13 protein-coding genes are annotated in these 16,458 nt (G+C 65.7%); 6 read left to right on the forward strand and 7 right to left on the reverse strand.

The genetic code is table 11. The features are described from left to right. The first annotated feature begins 21 nt into the window (after nucleotides 1-21). Nucleotides 22-525, forward strand: coding sequence for a hypothetical protein (locus tag RCF13_RS19595; RefSeq protein WP_231352601.1), 504 nt, complete (start codon nucleotides 22-24; stop codon nucleotides 523-525). Beyond that, nucleotides 522-1,781 carry an MFS transporter gene (locus RCF13_RS19600; RefSeq protein WP_134968081.1) on the forward strand — a complete coding sequence of 420 codons (1,260 nt, stop codon included), beginning with the start codon at nucleotides 522-524 and terminating at the stop codon, nucleotides 1,779-1,781. Before RCF13_RS19595 ends, RCF13_RS19600 begins: the two co-directional genes overlap by 4 nt. Nucleotides 1,782-1,785: 4 nt before the next feature. Here RCF13_RS19600 and RCF13_RS19605 read toward each other — a convergent pair whose 3' ends face one another. Beyond that, on the reverse strand, nucleotides 1,786-2,733 hold the full coding sequence (locus RCF13_RS19605; RefSeq protein WP_134968082.1) for a nucleoside hydrolase: 948 nt from the start codon (nucleotides 2,731-2,733) through the stop codon (nucleotides 1,786-1,788). A 306-nt stretch (nucleotides 2,734-3,039) separates the two neighbouring features. On the opposite strand from RCF13_RS19605, the gene RCF13_RS19610 reads away from it, so the two are divergent. Then, the gene (locus tag RCF13_RS19610) at nucleotides 3,040-3,471 is read left to right on the forward strand and encodes an SMI1/KNR4 family protein (RefSeq protein ID WP_229298514.1); all 432 of its coding nucleotides are present in this window, start codon (nucleotides 3,040-3,042) and stop codon (nucleotides 3,469-3,471) included. Between the two features lie 442 nt (nucleotides 3,472-3,913). After that, nucleotides 3,914-4,234, forward strand: coding sequence for a hypothetical protein (locus tag RCF13_RS19615; RefSeq protein ID WP_061479173.1), 321 nt, complete (start codon nucleotides 3,914-3,916; stop codon nucleotides 4,232-4,234). Between the two features lie 127 nt (nucleotides 4,235-4,361). Here the strand turns inward: RCF13_RS19615 and RCF13_RS19620 are convergent, their stop codons facing one another. The 4 genes from RCF13_RS19620 to RCF13_RS19635 form a co-directional block, all read right to left on the reverse strand. Beyond that, a complete protein-coding gene (locus tag RCF13_RS19620) occupies nucleotides 4,362-6,569 on the reverse strand; it encodes a TonB-dependent siderophore receptor (protein ID WP_134968083.1) in 2,208 nt (735 codons plus the stop codon). 327 nt (nucleotides 6,570-6,896) lie between these two features. Beyond that, nucleotides 6,897-8,585 carry a malate dehydrogenase (quinone) gene (gene mqo / locus RCF13_RS19625; protein ID WP_231352602.1) on the reverse strand — a complete coding sequence of 563 codons (1,689 nt, stop codon included), beginning with the start codon at nucleotides 8,583-8,585 and terminating at the stop codon, nucleotides 6,897-6,899. Nucleotides 8,586-8,778: 193 nt separating this feature from the next. Further along, on the reverse strand, nucleotides 8,779-9,225 hold the full coding sequence (locus RCF13_RS19630; protein WP_019336987.1) for a GNAT family N-acetyltransferase: 447 nt from the start codon (nucleotides 9,223-9,225) through the stop codon (nucleotides 8,779-8,781). A 170-nt stretch (nucleotides 9,226-9,395) separates the two neighbouring features. Then, a complete protein-coding gene (locus RCF13_RS19635) occupies nucleotides 9,396-10,301 on the reverse strand; it encodes a LysR family transcriptional regulator ArgP (protein WP_061480394.1) in 906 nt (301 codons plus the stop codon). Between the two features lie 138 nt (nucleotides 10,302-10,439). On the opposite strand from RCF13_RS19635, the gene RCF13_RS19640 reads away from it, so the two are divergent. Both RCF13_RS19640 and RCF13_RS19645 read left to right on the forward strand, forming a co-directional pair. Beyond that, nucleotides 10,440-11,075: a LysE family transporter gene (locus RCF13_RS19640; protein WP_049422777.1), complete on the forward strand. Its 636-nt coding sequence runs from the start codon at nucleotides 10,440-10,442 to the stop codon at nucleotides 11,073-11,075. A 163-nt stretch (nucleotides 11,076-11,238) separates the two neighbouring features. Next, a complete protein-coding gene (locus RCF13_RS19645) occupies nucleotides 11,239-13,227 on the forward strand; it encodes a prolyl oligopeptidase family serine peptidase (RefSeq protein ID WP_061480393.1) in 1,989 nt (662 codons plus the stop codon). Between the two features lie 56 nt (nucleotides 13,228-13,283). Here the strand turns inward: RCF13_RS19645 and RCF13_RS19650 are convergent, their stop codons facing one another. Both RCF13_RS19650 and RCF13_RS19655 read right to left on the reverse strand, forming a co-directional pair. Continuing rightward, complete coding sequence (locus RCF13_RS19650; RefSeq protein ID WP_231352603.1) at nucleotides 13,284-15,038, reverse strand: oligopeptide:H+ symporter; 1,755 nt, start codon at nucleotides 15,036-15,038, stop codon at nucleotides 13,284-13,286. 79 nt (nucleotides 15,039-15,117) lie between these two features. Then, on the reverse strand, nucleotides 15,118-16,266 hold the full coding sequence (locus RCF13_RS19655) for a DUF1624 domain-containing protein (RefSeq protein ID WP_134968084.1): 1,149 nt from the start codon (nucleotides 16,264-16,266) through the stop codon (nucleotides 15,118-15,120). Between the last annotated feature and the right edge of the window lie 192 nt (nucleotides 16,267-16,458).

A 16,458-nucleotide genomic window follows, 5' to 3' on the forward strand; every position in this document is an offset into this window, starting at 1 on the left:
AACTGACCCCTGACAAACCACATGGAAGGCACGAAGGCCCATCCCCGTGCCCTGATGGAACGCCTGATCCGAGCCAATGCGGATGAGATCAACCGGTTGCCGCGGGCCATCCGGGAGAGTGCTGCGTTGCGCTGGCGTGACCCGGAACGCAAGCTGCTGCACACCCAGGCCTGCGCGGCGTTCCACCAGCACTACGAACGGCTCGCGTTTCCGGGTGGCTACGCCAACGCACTGAAGCAACTTGCCGAACACGATCCCGATACGCTGGATGTTGCGCTGGCTACGGGACGCTGGAAACAGGCGTGGATCAGCAGCAGTTCTGCCTCGACGGTGCGCTGCTGGTCTACCGCGCGTTCGAGCAAGGACGCTTCTGCTTCGGCTTTGACGGTGAGCGCTTCAGCGGCCATGAAGCCCAGTACATGCAGGCAGCCGATAGCCGATGACCGGTATTTCACCCCGTCCATGCCACGCTGCGCCGAACCTGCCCAACCGGGATCGAGGCTGTTGAAGGCGAATACGCAATGACTGTGGCGCGACAGCGCTCGATGTGGGTGGCCGGCCTGTCCACGGTGGTGGAGTGGTACGACTTCACCCTGTACCTGTACTTCGCCACGGTGCTGTCGCGGGTGTTCTTCGGCGGTGGCGAGCAGGCGCTGCTGGTCACCTTGGCCGGATTCGCCGTGTCCTACCTTATGCGTCCGCTGGGCGCGCTGTGCTTTGGTCACCTGGGTGACCGGCTCGGCCGGCGATGGATGTTGCTTGCGTCGATGGCGTTGATGGCAGCGGCAATGCTGGCCACCGCGCTGCTGCCGACCGCGGCCACCGCAGGCGCCACGGCCGGCGTGCTGCTGCTGGTGCTGCGCTGCGTGATGGCGTTCTCGGTGGGCGGCGAATATACCGGCGTGGTGGCGTACCTGCTGGAAAGCGCACCGGCGCGCCGACGCGGCCTGGTTACGTCGTTGGCTTCGGCGGCCAGCGAAGTGGGCGCACTGCTGGCGGTGGCGATCTCTGCACTTACCGTCGCGCTGCTGCCCACACCGCAGCTGGACAGCTGGGGCTGGCGGATTCCGTTCCTCGTCGGCGCTGCGCTTGCGCAGGTGATCCTGATTGCGCGTTCGGGCATGCACGAGTCGCCGGAGTTCGAGCGCCAGCGCCGCGAAGGCAGCATTCCCGCCACACCGCTGCGGCATGTGCTGCAGCATCATCCGTTGGCGGTGGCGCGCACGTTCGCGATTTCGGCGCTGGGATCGATCACCTACTACGTGGGCATCACCTATGTGCCTGCATTCCTGCACGCGCAGGGCCACGATGAGGGTGACGCACTGTGGCTGTCGACGATCGCGGCGGTGGCAGTGATTGCGATCACGCCCCTGTGTGGCGCATTGTCGGACCGGGTCGGACGACGGCCGGTGTTGTTGGGCCTGACCGTGCTGGCAGCGCTGCTGCCGCTGTCCCTGTTTGCGTGGATGGCACAGGCGACGGCGCTGGGCATCGTGCTGGCTGCGGTGCTGCTGGCCTGCGTGGCCGGCGGTGTAAGCGCGGTGGCCGCCCCGGCCACGGCTGAGCAGTTCCCAGGCGAAGGCCGGGTCAGCGGTCTCGCACTGGGGGTAACCATGGCCACTGCCTTCTTCGGCGGCGCAACGCCGTGGCTGGCGCAATGGTGGGTGGAGCGCAGCGGCTGGGCGGCGGCGCCGGGCGCGATGATCGCACTGGTGGCGGTGCTGGTGCTGCCGGTGCTGTGGACCCTGCCCGAGACGGTCCCGGGCAGGGCCAAGCGCTAGACGGTCAGACCTTCAGGGTCTGCTCGATGTCGGCCAGTACCGCGGCCGCATCCACACCGATGGCAATCGACTGCACCACGTGGCCGTCCCACACGCTGGGGCCGAATGCCAGGCCTTCCGGCTTGGGAATGGTCATGCCGCGGGCAACGCCGTCGGTGGCCACACGCACGCTGGCGCGCTCGAACTGGAACAGTTCCGGGCGGGTCAGCGCGATGCATGCGCAGCAGTCGTGCACGACCATGCCCTTGTGGCCGGCCTGCAGGTAGAAGTCGACGTAATCCTGCGACAGCGCACGGACCAGCTCGGCGTCGGCACCGCCGATGGCGGCCAGCTTATCCAGGCCGTCACGGTCCATTTCCACGCGGGTGGTCACGTCCAGGCCGATCGCGGTGACCGGCCAGCTGGCGGTGAACACCACGTCGGCCGCTTCGGCATCGCCCCAGATGTTGGCCTCGGCGGCCGGGGTGATGTTGCCGTTGACGTGGAAGGCGCCGCCCATGATCACCACGCCGCGTACCAGGCCGGCGATGTCCGGGGCCTGCTGCAGGGCCAGGGCCAGGTTGGTCATGCGGCCGACCGCGACCAGAGTCACTTCGCCCGGATGGGCGCGGACCAGATCGATGATCAGCTGATGGGCCGGGCGGGCATCGGCGGTCACGTCCAGGCTGGCCGGCACCGGGTGGTTGCCCAGGCCGTTGTGGCCGTGGATGTGCACCGGCCAGGCTTCCGGGGTGGCTTCCGGCTGCAGCGGGCCATCGGCACCGCGCGCGACCGGGGCGGCGAAGCCCCAGGCCTGCTTCAGGTACAGCGCGTTGTGCGTGGTCGACTCCACCGAGGCATTGCCGAAGGTGGTGGTGACACCGATCAGGTCGATCTGGGCGTGCTTGTGCAGGTACAGCAGGGCCAGGGCGTCGTCGACGCCCGGGTCGGTATCGAAAATGACTTTCAGCATGTTGTTGTTCTTCTTCTTCCGTGTGGTGCGAGGGGCGCCGGCGGCCTGGAAGCAGGCCGGCGCGCCCTGCATTGTCCCATCTTCATGACGGGCAGGGCGAACCGGGGCGCCGGTGGGGGCATATCATCGCCTTCAAGGTAGGGTATCGACTCGAACCGTTTGAGAGCTGTCCTGCCAGACTCCGAACCATCTTCATCGATGACGAGCCTGTGCCACTTTGCATTGCCGACACCTACTATGCAGAGAACGGCAGCACTTCCGTATTTGAAGAGCGCACCTGGCTCATTGGCAGGAGGTGTCTCCTTGGTGGAAACAATTGCAGAGAGTTTCAGGAAAATAGCGATGAAATATCAACTAACAGAAGGACAGCTCAATGGTCCAGCTCAACTTTCGGCCATTGATAGCCTGCCAGAAGAATTGAGAACGGCACTCCCTAAGAGCTACCTTGAATTCCTTAAGACTCACGACGGTGGCGAAGGATTCATCGGCGATAACTACATCATTTTTTGGAGGGCAGAAGAGCTGGTTGATTTCAATCGTGAATATGAAGTCGAGACGGATGCGCCCGGTATATTTTTGTTCGGCTCCAGCGGGGGAGGAGAAGCGTATGGATTCGATATGTGGGATGTCGCTATGCCGGTAGTAATGATTCCTTTTATAGGCATGGATCGTCAATACGCCATCTTGGTAGCGGCCGACCTTCCGGATTTATTTGCGCAATTGGCAGAGCGAGAATGATTGGCCTGGATAAGCACGCACGCCCTAAAGGCATGGAGCTGTTCGAGCTTAGACCCGTTATCGTTGGTGGTGATCCGGTCAGCCCTGAGAACAAAGCCTGGTTGACGAGAGAGCAGCATTTTGAGGCTGTGCGCTACTGGAATAGGATTGTCAGAAGTCTGCGTGATGGGCCGAAGTAGATGGAGATAGAAAGGTGTAGAAGGAGTAGGTCGGGAGCGGTCAGCTGCTATATAAGACACCTTGAATTGCTAAGCGAACCGGAGGATGTCCGGCTCGCGCAAGATGGTTTGTAGAATTCCTGCAGGTCTGACTAAAATGCCTGGTCAACATTTATCGATAGCCTCGCAGAATATTTATTCGAACGGAAATTCGATGGAAAAGCCGCGCTGCAACCAATGGATCAGTCGCGGTAGGTATGCCCCCCTGCTCAAGGAGCTGCTCCATGCTGGTGGTAACCCTGGTCCTGGTCGCCCTGGTATTGGGCTTGAACGTCGTCGCCACCTTCGTGGTGCTGGGGCGCGAAGAGGTGTCGGCGGGCGGTCGCACGGTGCAGCTGCTGCTGGTCTGGCTGCTGCCGCTGGTCGGCGCCATCCTGTGCCTGGCGGTGGCCACGGCCGATGGCTCGGGCAGCCGGGGGGATGGCGGCGCAAGCTACGACAGCTCAGGTGGCTACTCAGGTGACAGCCACAGCCATCACAGCCACAGCAGCTCCGACTGCAGCAGTGATGGCGGTGGGGGGGACGGCGGCAGCTGCGGCGATTGAGGTCTCTGTAGCGTCGAGCCATGCTCGACTGCCCTTCGTTCCAAAGCCGCGACGCCTGATCGAGAAGCAGTCGAGCATGGCTCGACGCTACAAGGTGCCGGGCACAGCCCGGCAACCCCTGCCTGCCTCAGAACTTCCAGCGCAGGCTGGCCGACACGAAGCGCGGCTCGCCGAAGTTGTTGTAGTCCAGGTTGGCCCAGTAGGTCTTGTCCAGCGCGTTGCGCACGCTCAGCGTCGCGGTCCAGTTGTCGCTGATGCGGTAGTTGGCGTTGAACTGCACCAGCGAATACGCCGGCTGGTTCACCGTCACCGTGCCGCCCAGCGGGTAGGCGATGTTGTAGCCCTGCACCTTGCTCTGCCACTGCAGGCCACCGCCGATGCTCAGGCGTTCCAGCGCACCGCGCAGCTGCAGTTGCGTGTTGAGCTGCAGCAGGTCCTTGGGCGGGTTGGCGTACAGCAGGTCGGTGGCGGCGCGGATGACCTTGACGTGGGTGTAGCCGGCATTGACCGTCCAGCCCGGCAGGATTTCGCCGTTGATATCCATCTCCCAGCCACGCGCCTTGGTGCCGTTGACGCCGATGTAGGCCGAGCTGCCGTCGCTAAGCGAACCCTCCGGCACGCCCATGTCACGCACCGCGTAGTTGTCCTGCTTGGCCTCGAACACAGCGGCATTTGCGGTCAGGCGGCCATCGAACCACTGCGTCTTGAGGCCCGCTTCCAGGTTCGAGCCCTGCACCGGCGCCAGCAGGTTCTCGTTGCGGTCCTTGTAGTTCTGCGGATTGAAGATCTCGGTGTAGCTGGCATAGGCCGACACGTTTGGGGTGATCTCGTAGACCAGGCCCACGTACGGAGTGACTTCATCACTCACCTTGTACGCACCGCTGGTGCCGGTATAGGCGCCGGCGGCGTTGTAGGAGCGGGTGAGGGTTTCCCAGCGGCTCAGGCGTGCACCGGCGATCAGCGACAGCGGATCGGCCAGGTGCAGGCGGGTGGCCAGATAGACGCCACTCTGCGTGGTCTTGGCCACGCGGCGCGCGCCGGTGCGGCGGTAGGTCACCTCGGAGATGTCGCCGTTCCAGCTGTATACGTTGGGGATGTAGTAGCAGCGCTCGCGTGCACCCGTGGCGCTGACACACGTTGCCCAGTCGCCCGGGAAGTTCAGCGCCACGGTGTTCGTGGTCCCTTCCAGGTCCGACCACTGCGCGCCAACGGTGAGGTCGTGCTCGCGGCCGAACAGGTCGAAGCTGCCGGACAGGTAGGCATCGACATTGCGGCGGGTGTCCTTGGAATCACCGGCGGCGGCACGCAGGTAGATGCCCGAGCCGGTCACCGGGTCTGGGTTGCCGGTGCCGTACAGGCGCACGTTCTGCACGTTGCCACGGGTGTAGGCGGTGTTGATCTTCAGCAGCCAGTTGTCGCCGAAGCGCTGTTCCAGGTTGGCGAACGCGGTGTTGCTCTCGCGCTTCCAGTAGCTCCACTTCGGCGACAGGTTGGTCGAACGCGGCAGGTGGGCGAAGTTGCCCTGGTTGTCGAAGAACGGCACCGTGCCCCAGGTGGAGCCGGTCGGGTTGTTGTCCTGGGTCTGGTAGCCGAGGGCGAGCGTGGTGCTGTCGGTGACATCGCCTTCCAGCACCGCCATGCCGGCCATCTTGTTCTCGTCGTAACGGTCGTAGTACAGCCCGCGGTCGGTGTAGGCGGCGACCACGCGGCTGCGGAAGCGGCCGTCGGCGGTCAGCGGCGCGGTGACGTCGGCTTCCATCCGGCGGTAGTCCCAGCTGCCGGCACTGACCGCGAACGACGCGTCGAATTCCTTGCCGGGGCGCTTGCGCAGCAGGTTGACCGTGGCCGACGGCACGCCGGCGCCGCTGAGCAGGCCGTTGGCACCGCGGATCACTTCGATGCGGTCGTAGAAGGCGGTGTCGTATTCCTGGTTGGTGGAGCCGCTGTAGGTGGGAATGCCGTCGACCTGGAAGTCGGTGATGGCGAAGCCACGCGCGTAGTACAGCGGGCGCTGCGTGTCATAGAAGGACACGCTGACGCCGGTCACGTTGCGCATCACATCGTTGATGCTGAACAGTGATTCGTCCTGCAGGCGCTGCAGGCTGATCGCGGTGGCCGACTGCGGGGTTTCCTGCAGCGTGATCGGCAGGCGGGTGGTGCTGGATGGCGGAGCGGACTGCTCGGCACGCACACTGACACGGTCCAGGGTCTTGGCGTCGGCAGCGCCATCTGTGGCGGCGAACACGCTGGGCGCGGCCAGCAGGGTCAACGACGAAAGCAGGGCAGCCGGCAGCAGCGCGCGGCGGGGCAGGCGGTTACGGAGAGGCGTGGACATGGTGGGCTCGAAGCTTGGAAACGGGGGAAGGGCGGCAACAGTCGTCCAGCACCCGGGGCGGCGGCTTCGGGCACGGTCAGGTCCGTCTGCTAAGGCGCGAGGTCACTGCGCGGGGTGCAAATGTAAATAATTCTTAACAACATTACAATTCGCGTCATCGTGCATCGGCTTTCCGGCACCAGGCATCGCCTTCTGTAGAGCCGAGCCCATGCTCGGCTGCTTTTGGCTGGCGCCGAGATTGGGCTCGGCTCTACAGCAGGGAGCCGCCCCAAAAACGAACGGCCACCCGAAGGTGGCCGTCCGTCTGCATCGAAGGAAGGCGCGGGCTTACAGCGCCTGCAGTTCCTCGTTGGCGTTGCGCTTTTCCTTGACCGGAGCCGGAATTGCGGCCGGTGCAGGCACCGCCGCGTTGGCATCCACCGGCACTTCCAGGTACGGCAGGTGCAGGGTCTGGCTGGTCAGCGTACGGATCTCGTTCACCAGCGCGGGGCTGTCGTTGAGCTTGCGCCCATACGACGGCACGATCTCGCGCAGGCGGGTTTCCCAGCCGGCCTTCATCTGCTCCGGGAAGGCCTTGGCCATCAGGTCCAGCATGATCGGCGGCGAGGTCGACGCACCCGGCGAGGCGCCGAGCAGGGCGGCGAGGGTGTGGTCCTTGTCGGTCACGATCTCGGTACCGAACTGCAGCACCGGGCCCTTCAGCGGGTCACGCTTGATGATCTGCACGCGCTGGCCGGCGGTCACCAGCTTCCAGTCACCCGGCTTGGCATTGGGGAAGTACTTGACCAGTTCGGCCTGGCGGTCGGCATCGTTCAGGCGCGCCTGGCCCATCAGGTACTGCACCAGGTCCAGGTTGTCCTTGCCCACTTCCAGCATCGGGCCAACGTTGTTGTGGGTCACCGAGGAATACAGGTCCCACCACGAGCCGTGCTTGAGGAACTTGGTGCTGTACAGCGCGAACGGCCCGAACAGGACCACCGGCTTGCCATCCAGCTTGCGCGCGTCCAGATGCGGCACCGACATCGGCGGCGAACCGGTTTCGGCCATGCCGTAGGCTTTCACGCCATGGCGCGAGGTCACGTCCTGGCCCTGGAAGGCGAGGAACTGGCCACCGACCGGGAAGCCGGCATAGTCCTTCGACTCCGGAATGCCGGACATCTGCAGCAGCTTCAGCGCGGCGCCGCCGGCACCGATGAAGACGAAGCGGGTGTGGGTGGTGGTTTCGGTGCCGGCCTTGAGATCCTTCACCGTCACGTTCCAGCTCTTGTCGGCGTTCTGCCGCAGCGCGGTCACTTCATGGTTCAGGTGCAGGCTGAAGTTCGGGTTGCGCTGCAGGCCGGCGGTCAGCTGGCGGGTGATCACGCCGAAATTGACGTCGGTGCCCAGCGGCATCCAGGTCGCGGCCACCTTCTGCTTCGGGTCGCGGCCTTCCATCAGCAGCGGCGCCCACTGCTTGATCTGTGCCGGATCTTCCGAGTACTGCATGCCGTAGAACAGCGGGTTCTTCACCAGCGCCTGCTGGCGCTTGTGCAGGTAGGCGATGTTGTCATCGCCCCAGACGAAGCTCATGTGCGGCGTCGGGTTGATGAAGTCGCTGGGCTGGCTCAGCCGGCCTTGCTTGACCTGGTGCGACCAGAACTGGCGCGAGACCTCGAACGATTCGGCGATGCCGACCGCGCGCTTGGTCTCGATGCTGCCATCGGGCAGTTCCGGGGTGTAGTTCAGTTCGGCGAACGCCGAATGGCCGGTGCCGGCGTTGTTCCAGCCGTCGGAGCTTTCACCGGCGACGCCGTCGAGGCGTTCGTAGACCTGGATGTTCCAGTCCGGCTGCAGTTCCTGCAGGTAGGTGGCCAGGGTAATGCTCATGATGCCGGCGCCGACCAGCACAACATCGACGGGCTTGTCGTTGCTGGCGGCGGGCACCGAGCGCTGGGTCAGCGGCCAGTACAGGAACAGCGCGGCGGCCAGCAACAGCAGCACGAGCAGGGCGAGAAGAGCCTTGCCAAATTTCTTCATGGGGGCGGGATCGTTGGCGGAGGGGAAGGGGTCAGGATGCGCGTGGGGCAGGGAAAGGGCGTGAAGAAACAACGCCTTGCAACATCCTGGCGCGATTCTAACCGGTTCCGGTCCTTTTTTGATGCAACGCAGCATCCGACCTTTCGCGGCCCCGTCACCCATAGCGCCAGGTCATGCCTGGCGACGCCTTCAATCAGACCAGCTCCAGAATCTCGTCTCCGGCGTCGTCGATCTCGCCGGTCGGGCGCCAGCCCAGGCGGCGGTAGAAGCCGTGCGAGCGCGATCGCGGGTCGGCCGAGCAGGCCAGGAACAGCCGCCGGTGGCCGGCATCGCGGGTCAGGCTCACCACGTCCTGCAGCAGTTGGCGGCCGATGCCGCGGCCTTCGTAGTCCGGCAGCAGGGCCAGCACCAGCACCTCGCCGCTGTCGCGGTCGGCGAAGCAGTAACCGGCCATGCGCTCGCCCTCCCAGGCGACGCGGCCGATCGAATCGCCTTGGGCGATGCCGGCCGCCCAGCTGTCCTCGGTGATGCCCAGTTCCGCCAGTTGGGCGGCACTGAAGGCGTTCTCGCGGGTGCGCCCGCGCAGGTCGATGCAGGCGGCGGCATCTTCGGGGCGCGCATCGCGGACGAATACAGGCATGCAGGGCATCCTTGCAGTGATCGGCCGACCAGTATCCGCATCACGCATGGACCCGGTGTGGAGGTTTCGTGGAGATTGGATGGAGCAAAAAAGGGGACGGAGGGGATTAAGTCGTCTTTGCCCGATATGTCGTTTGGGTCTTGAACGACTTAATCCCCTCCGTCCCCTTTTCAGCGCTTGCGCCGGACCAGCGCGGAGGAGGCATCCAGCACCGCGCGGGTCAGCAGGGCCATGGTCTGCACGTCGCCCTTCCAATGCTGCCAGTACAGCGGCACGTCTTCCCACGCGCGCTGGCGCACGTAGACCAGGCGGCCCGCGTCCAGGTGGCGCTTGACCAGCGGCAGCGGGTTCATGGTCCAGCCCAGTCCGCCGAGGTTGGCCTGCACGAAGGCCCGGGTGGAGGGAATCCACCAGGTCGGTGCGGTGCTGGGCAGGTCGTCGCCGGCCATGCGTCGGGCGAAGCGCGACTGCATTTCGTCCTTGCGGTTGAACACCAGCACCGGGGCTTGCGCCAGCGCCTGCGCGGTCACGCCCTTGGCGAAGTGGCGTTCGCGGAATTCGGGGGTGCAGGTCGCTGCATAGCGGATGCTGCCCAGCGCATGGATCTGGCAGCCCTGCACCGGCTCGTCCAGGGTGGTCACTGCGCCCAGCACCGTGCCCTGGCGCAGCAGCTCCACCGTGTGGTCCTGGTCTTCCACACGCAGGTCCAAGGTGGTGCCGGTGCTCTGCGCGAACTGGTGGGCCGCCTGCGGAAACCAGGTTTCCAGGCTGTCGTGGTTCACCGCCACCGGGATGCTGGCCTGGGGCAGATCCTCATCGGCCAGGCCCATCCGGTGCAGCGCATCGTGTTCGAGCAGGGCGGTCTGCTCGGCCAGCTGCACCAGCAGCTGCCCCTCGGCGGTGGCGGTGGCCGGCGTGCCGCGCTTGACCAGCAGGCGGCCGATCCGGTCCTCCAGTGCCTTGACCCGCTGCGAGATGGCCGAGGGCGTGACATTCAACGACTGTGCGGCGCGGTCGAAGCTGCCTTCGCGGATCACCGCGGCCAGGGCGCGCAGCTGGGCATGGTCGATACGCATCGAATTAAGCTCCGCTAATGTTGATTTAGGAAGTTTAGCTCGTCTTTTTCATGTTGCGGCGCGACAATGGCGCCCGTTCCGGTGCTGTCCGCCTTCGCGAGGCACCGTCCCCCCAAGCAATACAAGGCAGTGAATCCCATGTTCTCGGTCATCTCCGCCAGCACCGGCCTCGGTGCCTGGTTCTCTGGTGCAGCCACCGGCATCGGCCTGTTCGCCGTGGTCGGCGCCCAGAGCGCCTTCATTCTGCGCCAGGGCATCCTGCGCAAGCACATCGTGCCGGTGGTCGCCACCTGCGCGGCCATCGATGCCATCTTCATCTTCGCCAGCGTGGCCGGCCTGCGCACGCTCACCTCGGCGCTGCCGTGGCTGACCAGCGCCGTGCTGTGGACCGGCGTGGCCTTCCTGGCCTGGTATGCGATGAAGTCGGCACGCCGTGCGATCGCGGGTGGCGGTGGCATGGGCGAGGCTGACAGCGACGACGGCAGCCGCCGCGCGGTGCTGATGGCCGCGGTCGGCTTCTCGCTGATCAATCCGCACTTCTGGCTGGACATGATGGTGATCGGCTCGATCGCCGAGAACTTCGGCAACGCCCGCATGGCCTTCGCCGCCGGTGTGGTCACCGCCAGCTGCCTGTGGCTGACCGCGCAGGGCCTCGGGGCCCGCCTGCTGGCGCCGCTGTTCACCAAGCCCGGCACCTGGCGCGTGCTCGACGGCACCATCGCCGTGATCCTCAGCATCCTGGCCCTCATGTTGGCGGTGCGCGGGGTCCACTGACCCGGCGCACGCCCCCCGAACCCACGTCCTGACTCTCTCTCCAAGGTAGTGGCAACGACGGCACCGGCAACGGTGCCGTCGTCTTTTCCGGCTCTGGCGGGAAAGGCATGGCCCTGCCTAGAATCGGCCACCAGGACAAGGTGTCCAGAGGAGCAGGGGAAGGATGCACAAGACGATTCTGGCGGCCGCACTGGCCGTCATCGGGGGCGTTGCCGCAGGCAGCGCGGGGGCGGTGGACCTGACGCAGTACCTGCGCCGGGAGACCTTCACCGATATCAAGATCTCGCCGGGGGGCGAGTACGTGGCGGCGACGGTGCCGATGGAGGACGCCACCGCGATCGCCGTGCTGCGGTTGAAGGACAAGCAGATGGTCGGCAGTTTCCGGCCACCCAGCCGCAACCACGCGCAGGAATTCGACTGGGTCAGCAACGAGCGCCTGTTGATCGGCCTGGCCCAGAAGTGGGGCTCGCTCGACCAGCCCAATCCCACCGGCGAACTCTACGCCATCGATGCCAACGGCAATCGCGGCGAACTGCTGGTGGGCTACCGCGTGGAGAGCAACGGCCCGGGAACCCGCATCCAGCCGAAGAAGGTCGAGGCGGTCGCCGCCTTCCTGGCCGACGACCTGCCGGGCGACGAGCGCAACGTGCTGGTGACCGTATGGCCGCTGGCCGAGGATCCGTTCACCCGCGTCGATCGCATGGATGTGACCACCGGCCGCCGTGCGCGGGTGGCATCTTCGCCGGTACGGCGCGGCGAATTCACCACCGATGGCGCCGGCGAGGTCCGCTTCGTGCACGGCTCGGGCAGCGACAACATCAACAAGCTGTATTTCCGCGAACGCAGCGGCGACACCTGGAAGCTGATCAACGATGAGGCGGTCAGCAAGCGCATCGAAACCGCCCTCGGCTTCTCGGCCGATGACAGCCTGGCCTACCTCAACGTCGAGCAGGCCCAGGGCCCGGATGCGATCGTCAGCTGGAATCCGCAGACCGGCGAGCGTGCCACGCTGCTGCGCGACGAGGTGGTCAATCCGTATCGCATCATCCATCGGCCCGGCACCCACGTGCCGGTGGGCGCGCTGTATCTGGGCGATACGCCGCGTACCCGGTTCTTCGACGAGAAGTCGCCGGAGGCGCGCCTGTACCGCAGCCTGGAAGCCGCCTTCGGAGGGCCCGTCTACATCACCTCCAGCACCCGCGATGGCCGTGTCGTGCTGGTGGAAACCTGGTCGGGCTCGAACCCGGGCGATTTCTACGTGTACGACACGGTGGCGCGCAAGGCCGATCACCTGATCAGCCGCAGCGACTGGATCGACGTGGACCGTAGTGCCAGCGTGAAGCCGATTGCACTGAAGGCGCGCGACGGCCTGCCGCTGCATGGCTTCCTGACCCTGCCGGCCGGCAGCGACGGGCGCAACCTGCCGATGGTGGTGATGCCGCATGGCGGCCCGTTCGACATCTTCGATTCCGGCCAGTACGACCGCGAAACGCAGATGCTGGCCGCGGCCGGTTATGCCGTGCTGCAGGTCAACTTCCGTGGTTCGGGCAACTACGGCCGGGCGCACACCCAGGCCGGTGCGCAGCAGTGGGGCGCGGCAATGCAGGACGATGTCACCGATGCCACCCGCTGGGCAATCAGCGAAGGCATCGCCGACGGCCGTCGCATCTGCATCTACGGCGCCAGCTACGGGGCCTACTCGGCGATGATGGGTGCCGCCCGCGAACCCGGGTTGTATCAGTGCGCGGCGGGCTATGTCGGGGTCTACGACCTGCCGATGATGTACACCCGCGGCGACATCCAGGACCGGGGTTCAGGCGTGACCTATCTGCGCGAATGGCTGGGGGATCCGGCCAAGCTGGGTGCGGTGTCGCCGGTGAACCTGGCCGAACGGATCAAGGTGCCGGTGTTCCTGGCCGCCGGTGGCGAAGACAAGCGCGCGCCGATCCAGCACACCGAGCGCATGGAAGCGGCGCTCAAGCGCGCCGGCACGCCGGTGGAAAGCCTGTACTACAAGACCGAAGGCCACGGCTTCTACACCGAGGCCCATCGCAGCGAGTACTACGACAAGTTGCTGGCCTTCCTGGCGCGCAGCCTGGGTGGCAAGACCGCGACGGCCGCGCCCGCGACCGGCAAGGACAAGGCGCCCTGAGCTGACAGGGCGGCGGATGAACGTTCCGCCGCCCTGGTTTTCCGCAAGCGCGGGGTTTACTTCACCCCGTGCATCATCTTCTTCAGCAGCGGTGCGGCGATGAAGGCCGCCAGTGCGCAACCCAGGCCGATCCACATCAGCAGCCAGAACAGGTGCGCATAGGCGCCGGCTGCGGCCACCATGTCCAGCGATTCGCCTTCCGGCACCTCGATCGCGGCCAGCTTGCCGAACAGCGCGGCCAGCGTCTCCGAGAATGCGGTGGCCAGGAACCAGGTGCCCATCATCAGGCTCATCACCCGCGGCACGGCCAGCTGTGTCACTGCCGACAGGCCGACCGGCGACAGGCACATCTCGCCGCTGGCGAGCAGGAAGTAGGCCAGCACCAGCCACCACACGCTGGCCATCTCGCCCGTGGCGCCCACCTGCTGCGCCGCCAGTGCCAGCGGCAAGAACGACAGTGCGCCGATCACCAGGCCCCAGGCCGACTTCACCGGCTTGCCCGGCTCCCAGCCGCGGCGGTCCATCCACGTCCACAGCGCGGCGAAGACCGGCGCCAGCAGCACCAGGAACAGGCCGCCGAGATAGGTGAGCGAGCCGGCGGTCTGCGGGATCACCAGGCAGTCGCGCACCAGCAGCACCAGCATCAGCACGACGATGGCGGCGAAGAACGTGCGCGGTGCAGACGAGCCCGGGCGGCGCTCGGACAGCCGCGCGCTGATCACGAAGCCCAGCGGTGCCAGCAGCAGCGAGAGGATCGACCACGGCAGCGGCGTGCCGCCGGTGATCACCAGCGAGGGCACGATGTCCTTGGTCAACAGGCGGTCGGTGAAGGTCACCCACGAGCCGTAGGACTGCTCGTACATGGTGAAGAACACCAGCGCCAGGAAGATCAGAACCATCAGCGCGATCATCTGCTGGCGCTGCACCGGCGTGCATTTCGTGCCGGTGAACCAGGCGAACCAGACCAGCACGCCGCCCAGCACCACCAGCATCAGCATCAGCGCCAGGCTGATTTCTCCGCCCAGCGCGAACGCGCCGTTGCCGGCAGCCCACATCAGCCAGGCGACCGGCAGCACACCCAGCACCGCGCACAGGTAGATCAGCCATTCGCGCGGCAGTCCCAGCACCTTCTGCTTCAGCGCGGCCGGCTGCGGCGGTTCGGCATGGCCCTGCAGGTACTTCTGGCCCCACAGGAACATCGCCAGGCCGGCCAGCATGCCGATGCCGGCAGCACCGAACCCATACTTCCAGCCATAGGCCTCACCGAGGAAGCCACACACCAGCGAAGAGAACAGCGCGCCGAGGTTGATGCCGGCGTAGAACAGCGAGAAGCCCGAGTCGCGACGGGGGTCGTCCTTGGCGTACAGCTTGCCGACGATGGTGGAGATGTTCGGCTTCAGGAAGCCGACGCCCATGATGATCAGCGCCAGGGACAGGTAGGTCACCGCCAGTGCGGAGGTGTCGCGCACCACTTCGCCGTTCACCCGGTACGCGGCGTGGCCCTCGAAGGCCATGCCGAGGTGGCCGAGCACCAGCAGGATGCCGCCGAACAGCACTGCCCGGCGCATGCCCAGCCAGCGGTCGGCCAGCATGCCACCGAACACCGGGATGCAGTACACCAGGCCGCCATAGGCACCGAGCAGGTCCAGGCCGGCCTTGTCGCCGAACAGGTGGTACTTGGTCAGGTACAGCAGCAGCAGCGCCTTCATGCCGTAGAAGGAGAAGCGCTCCCACATTTCAGTGAAGAAGCAGACGTAGACGCCCTTGGGATGGCCCAGGAAATCGTCGGAAGCGATAGCGGTGGAATTCATCGCGGAATTATAGGCTTGTGGCCTGATCCGCTTTCATTAGATCCACGCCATGCGTGGATTGCCGGGCTGGCCTGGGCGATCACAGGTATCGCAACCACCGCAGATCGCGCCTTCGCGCTTTGAACCGCGCGAAGGCCCGCGTCGGCGGGTACAGCACCACCGCCAGCACACAGGCCACCAGCAGCAGGCCGGCGACCGAATCCAGCGCGTACAGGTCACCGTGTGTCGGGCCCCAGATTGCCAGCGCGCCCAGGTACAGCCCCTTCAGCACATACAGGTGCAGCAGGTAGAAGAACATCGGCGCAGCGCCGATATCGGCCAGCGGCTGCAGTGCCCGCGCCAGCGGCGGCCATTCGTACAGCCGCAGCAGCAACATTCCCACCCCCAAGGTCAGCAGCAGGAACTGCAAGGACGGCGGGTATTTGGTGACATTGAAGATGCTCAACCACGTGCGTAGCGTAGTGGTCTGGTACGACCAGGGGGCGTCCCCGTACTGGTTGGCGAACCGCAGCAATGCGAACAGGGCCAGCGCGCCGACGCCTGTCCACAGCAGCCAGCGCTGGCGCTGCTCCGGCGCGCGCTCGCGGGCGAACCAGGGCCCCATCAGATAACCCAGTGCGATCACCCCGATCCACGGCAGCACCGGATAGGAGGTACGCAGGCGCAGCGCGCCAGTCTCGATCCAGTCGCGCTGATGCAGCACTTTCCACAGCACCGCCAGCAGGCCATTGCCTTGCACCCGCATGCCGTCGAACAGGTTGTGCCCGGCCACCACCGCGATTGCCAGCATCATCAGCGCCGGGCGTGGCAGCCACAGCAGGCCGGCCAGCGCGATCATGCTCAGTCCGATGGCCCAGATCACCTGCAGGTACAGCGTGTCCGGCGGCAGCTGGAAGGTCCAGGCGAAGTTCACCAGGGTCAGTTCCAGCACCACCAGGAACAGCCCGCGCTTGAGCAGGAACGCGGCCGTGGCCCGGCGCGGATCCGCCTGGCGCTGGCCGTACAGCCAGGCCGACAGGCCGGTCAAGAGGACGAACACGGGTGCGCACAGGTGGGCCAGCAGACGGCAGGCGAACAGCGCAGGAGAGACTGTCGCTGCATCCATCGGGTCGCTCACCTGGTGCTGCAGGAAGAAGGTCTCGCGCACGTGGTCGAGCAGCATCAACAACATGACGGTGCCGCGCAGCTGGTCGATGGAGGCCAGGCGAGGGGAGGGGGAAGGGGGCATGCGATGCAGTAAGAACAAGGTAGCATTAAGATATAACATATCATTTGCGATACGCCCATCCGGACTTTGCCGGGTCGGTCGATTGCCGGGCCACGTGTTGGCCCGTTGCGCTGCAGCGCACGCCCCCATCCTTTGGCACGCTGGACTTGATCTGCCCTGAACGCTAGCGTGCAAGGGATTTTTTGCCAGCAG

It is taken from the genome of Stenotrophomonas maltophilia group sp. RNC7 (assembly GCF_030910085.1).
GTDB lineage: Bacteria > Pseudomonadota > Gammaproteobacteria > Xanthomonadales > Xanthomonadaceae > Stenotrophomonas > Stenotrophomonas sepilia.